The organism is Accumulibacter sp., assembly GCF_029255285.1.
In the GTDB taxonomy this organism is placed as follows: domain Bacteria; phylum Pseudomonadota; class Gammaproteobacteria; order Burkholderiales; family Rhodocyclaceae; genus Accumulibacter.
In genome coordinates this window covers 1-4,887 of sequence record NZ_JAPUVI010000052.1, presented here as the reverse complement: position 1 = coordinate 4,887, position 4,887 = coordinate 1, and the positions used below count along the sequence as shown (strand labels likewise).

7 protein-coding genes are annotated in these 4,887 nt (G+C 65.4%); 4 read left to right on the top strand and 3 right to left on the bottom strand.

Going from position 1 to position 4,887, the window contains the following annotated elements; all coding sequences use genetic code 11:
- The 3 genes from Q1M07_RS07440 to ybgC form a co-directional block, all read right to left on the bottom strand.
- On the bottom strand, positions 1 to 89 hold an 89-nt coding region (locus tag Q1M07_RS07440; protein WP_300452589.1), incomplete at its 3' end, for a biopolymer transporter ExbD.
- Positions 90 to 105: 16 nt separating this feature from the next.
- A complete protein-coding gene (tolQ, locus tag Q1M07_RS07435; protein ID WP_300452588.1) occupies positions 106 to 780 on the bottom strand; it encodes a protein TolQ in 675 nt (224 codons plus the stop codon).
- A 4-nt stretch (positions 781 to 784) separates the two neighbouring features.
- Positions 785 to 1,243 carry a tol-pal system-associated acyl-CoA thioesterase gene (gene ybgC / locus Q1M07_RS07430; protein WP_300452587.1) on the bottom strand — a complete coding sequence of 153 codons (459 nt, stop codon included), beginning with the start codon at positions 1,241 to 1,243 and terminating at the stop codon, positions 785 to 787.
- A 320-nt stretch (positions 1,244 to 1,563) separates the two neighbouring features.
- Here ybgC and dksA point away from each other — a divergent pair, with 320 nt between their 5' ends.
- From dksA to Q1M07_RS07410, 4 genes are all read left to right on the top strand, one after another.
- Complete coding sequence (dksA, locus tag Q1M07_RS07425; RefSeq protein WP_300452585.1) at positions 1,564 to 1,998, top strand: RNA polymerase-binding protein DksA; 435 nt, start codon at positions 1,564 to 1,566, stop codon at positions 1,996 to 1,998.
- Between the two features lie 65 nt (positions 1,999 to 2,063).
- The gene (locus tag Q1M07_RS07420) at positions 2,064 to 3,131 is read left to right on the top strand and encodes a GTP-binding protein (protein ID WP_300452584.1); all 1,068 of its coding nucleotides are present in this window, start codon (positions 2,064 to 2,066) and stop codon (positions 3,129 to 3,131) included.
- Positions 3,128 to 3,496: a hypothetical protein gene (locus Q1M07_RS07415; RefSeq protein WP_300452582.1), complete on the top strand. Its 369-nt coding sequence runs from the start codon at positions 3,128 to 3,130 to the stop codon at positions 3,494 to 3,496. Before Q1M07_RS07420 ends, Q1M07_RS07415 begins: the two co-directional genes overlap by 4 nt.
- Before the next feature lie 86 nt (positions 3,497 to 3,582).
- Positions 3,583 to 4,887, top strand: a 1,305-nt coding sequence (locus Q1M07_RS07410; protein ID WP_300452580.1) for a hypothetical protein, incomplete at its 3' end; no start/stop codon positions are given.

The window sequence follows — 4,887 nt, the reverse complement described above, 5'->3', positions numbered from 1 at the left end:
GCGGTAACCATGAATATGACGAGCAGAACCAGCATCACGTCGATGTAAGGCACGACGTTGATCTGGTTCATCAGGCGGCGTTGACGCATTGCGGCAGGGCTCCGATCAACGCAGCTGGCGTTGGAGAATGTTCAGGAATTCTTCGGTGAAGCTCTCGAAGCGGATCGCGATGCGGTCGATGTCGTGGGCGAAGCGGTTGTAGGCCACCACCGCCGGAATCGCCGCGAAGAGGCCGATGGCCGTGGCGACAAGGGCTTCGGCAATGCCCGGCGCCACGTGGGCGAGGGTGGCCGAGCCCACATTGGCGAGACCGCGGAAGGCGTTCATGATCCCCCAGACGGTGCCGAACAGGCCGACGTAGGGCGACACCGAGCCGACCGAGGCGAGAAAGGCCAGGTGGGCTTCGAGGTCGTCCACCTCGCGTTGATAGGTGGCGCGCATGGCGCGGCGGGCGCCGTCCATGATGGCTCCGTGGTCGAGGCTCTTGCCGCGCAGTTTGGCGAATTCCCGGTAGCCAGCCTCGAAGATGCGCTCCATGCCGGCGGCTTCGTGGCGGCCGGTGGCGGCACTCTGGTACAGGGCGTTGAGGTCGCCGCCGCTCCAGAAGTCGCGCTCGAAGAGGTCGGTCTTCTTCTTGGATTCGCGGATCGAGAACCACTTGCGGAAGATCCAGTACCAGGACATGAAGGAAACGGTGCCGAGCAGCGCCATCACGAGCTTGACCAGCAGGCTCGCGTTGGAGATCAGGGACAGGATGGATAGGTCTTCGGTGACGTTCATCGGTTTAAACCAGGGTTGCGAACTGTGCGCGGACAGCGGGTGGGATCGGGGTTGCGCGTTTCGAAGTGAGGTTGATGCAGGCGATGGTGATCTGGGCGTCGAAGACGGCCTGGTCGCCGCGCAGGATTTTCTGGGCGAAAACCACGCTGGCGTGGCCGAGCCGGGCAATCGTGGTGACGACCTCCAGCAGGTCGTCGAGCACGGCGGACTGCAGATAGTCGGCTTTCACGGAGCGCACGACGAATACGACGCCATCCTCTGCAGAAAGGCGGCCCTGCTCGAAGCCGATCGCGCGCAGCCAGTCGGTGCGGGCGCGCTCGCAGAATTTGAGGTAGTTGGCGTAGTACACCACGCCGCCAGCGTCGGTATCTTCGTAGTACACCCGAACCGGCAGCGAGAAGGACGACATGGACGAAGTGGACGCCCTGTTCGTGGCCATCGCGGGGTCGTTCGTGAAATGCATCGCAACATTTTAACGCACGAGTCGCCCCGATCCGAAACAACGCGGTAGATTCAGTGTTTCAGAATGTAGGTGCGGCACATTTACCTGCGCGGGAACCGTTGTAATTGCGGCGATCCTGTGCATAGAATCGCGCCCTTGATGGTAGGCTGGTGCGTTTTGTGCATCGGCCGCAGCAAAAGGCGCCAGTGCGCCGGGGAATTTGTGGCGCAATGCGCCGCAAGTCATGCAAGAGTCGCAAGACGGGCCGACAACGCGGGGGCCGAAATGCAGGTTGCCGCCGGCACCCGAGCCCGACAGTCGATTCAAGGGAGGAATGAGACATGGTTGCCACCACCACAAGCAAAGACAAGCTGTTGACCGAGGCCGAGATCCTGGTCATGCCGGAAGAGGATTACATGAACCCGGCGCAGCTGGAGTTCTTCAGGTTGCGTCTGTCGAAGATGCGGGACGAGCTGCTTGAAAACGCTGCCAGTACCGGTGCCAATCTGCGGGAGAACGAACTCGTCGCCGATCCGGCCGATCGTGCCACGGTGGAGGAAGAGCATGCGCTCGAACTCCGCGTCCGCGACCGTGAGCGCAAGCTGATCAAGAAGATCGAGGAAGCCCTTGAGCGCATCGCCGAAGGCGAATACGGCTGGTGCGAGGAAACCGGCGACCCCATCGGCATCGGCCGTCTGCTGGCTCGCCCGACCGCCACGCTGTCGATCGACGCCCAGGAGCGTCGCGAGCGCACCCAGAAACTGTACGGGGAGTAATTCCTTCCCGCTCGGTGTCCGACCTCCGCGTTGACCCTGCTTCGCCGGCCCGGCCTGCCACGACCATGACCGCCCCGGCGACACGCGTTCCCGTCACCCTGCTCACCGGTTTTCTCGGTTCGGGCAAAACCACCCTGCTCAATCACCTGCTGCGCCAGCCTGCCCTGGCCGGCACGGTGGTGCTCATGAACGAGTTCGGCGCAGTGCCGATCGACCATCTCCTCGTCGAGAAGATCGACGAGGATGTCGTTCTTCTCGAATCCGGCTGCATCTGCTGTGCCGTCCGCGGCGATTTGGCGCGGGCGCTGAAGGATGTCTTCATGCGCCGCCTGCGTCGGCAGTTGCCGGCCCTCGATCGCATCGTCATCGAAACCACCGGTTTGGCCGATCCGGCGCCGGTGATCTTCACGCTGATGCAGGATTTCTTCATCGCCGACCGTTATCGCCTCGACGGCGTCGTCACGGCGGTCGATGCGGTTTTCGGCGCCGAACAACTCGTTCGCCAGCCGGAAGCGGTCAAACAGGCCGCCATGGCCGACCGTTTGCTGATCACCAAGTGCGATCAGGCGGCGCCGGAAGCCGTCGATGCGCTTGCTGCAACCCTTGCCGGACTCAACCCCGGTGCGCCGCAGTTCAGGGTTTCCGGTGGCGCGGTGGAGCCCGCCGCGGTGCTCGACTGCGGGTTATGGAATCCGACCGCCAAATCCGCCGACGTCGCGCGCTGGCTGGCGGACGAAGCGGTTTCCGCCGCGGCCCGCCGTAATCCGTATGCGCCCCGGCGCCGCACGGAATCGGTGGATTCGGCCCGGCACGATGCGGGCACCCATGCTTTCGTGGTGCGCATCGAGTCGCCGGTCGGCTGGGGCGATTTCTCCTCCGCGCTCGACACCCTGCAGAGTCTTTGCGGAGATCGCCTGCTGCGGGTAAAGGGCATCGTGAATGTGCGTGGCGAGGATGTGCCGCGGGTCGTCCAGTGTGTCCATCACCTGCGCTATCCGGATGCTGCGCTGCCGGCCTGGCCGGATGACGATCGCTCGACCCGGCTGGTCTTCATCGTCCGCGATCTCGAGCGCGACCTTGTCGATCGGGCCTTCGCCTGCTTCTGCGCCGTCGCTCCGCTGGCTGCCGCATGATCCGCTTCGGCCGCCGTCCTTCCGCGATCTTCCGCAGCCTGCTGGCGCTGCTGCTGGTGTGCGCCCAGGTTTTCGCGGCCGCGCATGCGCTTGGCCATTTGGGCGAGTTGTCGTTGCCGACGCGGGGCGGCGCGGAGGCGAGCGTTTCGTCCTCCGACGAGGGCGGCGCGCCGGCGTCACTGCGTCACGAACAATGTCTGCTGTGTCTGGCCGCCGCCGATCTGGCGTCGGCTCTGCCGTCCTCGCCGCCCTTGCTGGCGGTGGAGACCCTGTCTCCGGTCGTTCCGGACGATTCCCCTGTCGCGGCGCCGCAGCGCCGTCTGCCCCGCCCTCACAATCGCGGTCCGCCGCTTTCTTCCGTCTGAGCCTGTTTCCGAATCGTTGACCGGCGCCGGTTTGTCCCGCGCCGGCAACGTCTTTTCATCGGACCGATCCGACTGGAGAACCGAGCATGACTTTTGTACGTCCGGCTGCGCTGTGCGCGGCCCTGGCTGCCTTTCCGGCCGCCGCCTTTGCGGCATCCCCCGCGGCCACCGAGGCCGATCTGAAACAACTCCGCGAGCAGCTCCGCGAGCTGCGTGACAACTACCAGCAGCGCATCGACGCGCTGGAGCGGCGCCTCGCCGAAGCGGAAACGCGTAGCACTGCGGCCGCCACGGCCGCCGCCGAAGCCGGCACGACCGCCAGCGCGGCGGCCCGATCCGTCGCCGAGGCACGGACGGAGGCGGGCGGCACGGTCAATCGTCCGGCTGCCGAAAGCGCCTTCAATCCTTCGGTGTCCTTGATTCTCGACAGCAAGCTCACCCGCTTCCAGCGCGATCCGTCGTCCTATCGCATCGACGGCTTCATTCCGTCCGGCGGCGAAGTCGGCCCCCCGCGCAAAGGTTTCTCGCTGGGCGAATCGGAGCTGGCCATCTCCGCCAATGTCGATCACCTGTTCCGCGGCAACGCCCGCTTTTCGCTGGCCGAGGAAGATGGCGCGGGCGTCGTCAATGTGGAGGAGGCAAGCGTCGAAACCCTGGCGCTGCCGGAAGGCTTCAAGATGAAGTTCGGGCGCTTCCTCTCCGGCGTGGGCTACATCAATCAGCAGCACCCCCACGAGTGGGATTTTGCCGACGCGCCGCTGGCCTACAAGGCGTTCTTCGGTTATCGGGTGCAGAACGACGGCGTGCAGTTGCGCTGGGTGGCGCCGACCGATCTGTTCATGGAGTTCGGGGCCGAGGTGGCCAACGGCGGCGGCTTCCCCGGCGCCGAGCGCAAGGCCAACGGCGCCGGTCTGTGGACGGCCTTTGCGCATCTGGGCGGCGACATCGGCGATTCGTCGGCCTGGCAGGTGGGCTTGTCGCACGTGCGCGCCAATCCGCGGGAGCGGGCGTTCGAAGACGGTGGTGTCAGCAACGCTTTCTCCGGAAGCAGCCAGACCTGGATCGCCGATTTCGTCTACAAATGGGCGCCCAACGGCAACAGCAGCGTGACCAACCTCAAACTGCAGGGCGAATACCTGTTGCGGCGCGAAACCGGCGAACTCGCCTACGACGTGGGCGGCGCCGGCGAGGCGAGTTCGGCGGCGCGGTTCCGCCAGTCCGGCAGCTATCTGCAGGCGGTGTATCAATTCATGCCGCGCTGGCGGATCGGCGTGCGCGGCGACTGGCTGCGCAGCGGCACTGCCGATCTCGGCACGCTCGATCCGGCGGGGCTGCCCATTCTTGCCGGCTACAACCCGACCCGTCAGTCGGCGATGCTCGATTGGTCGCCG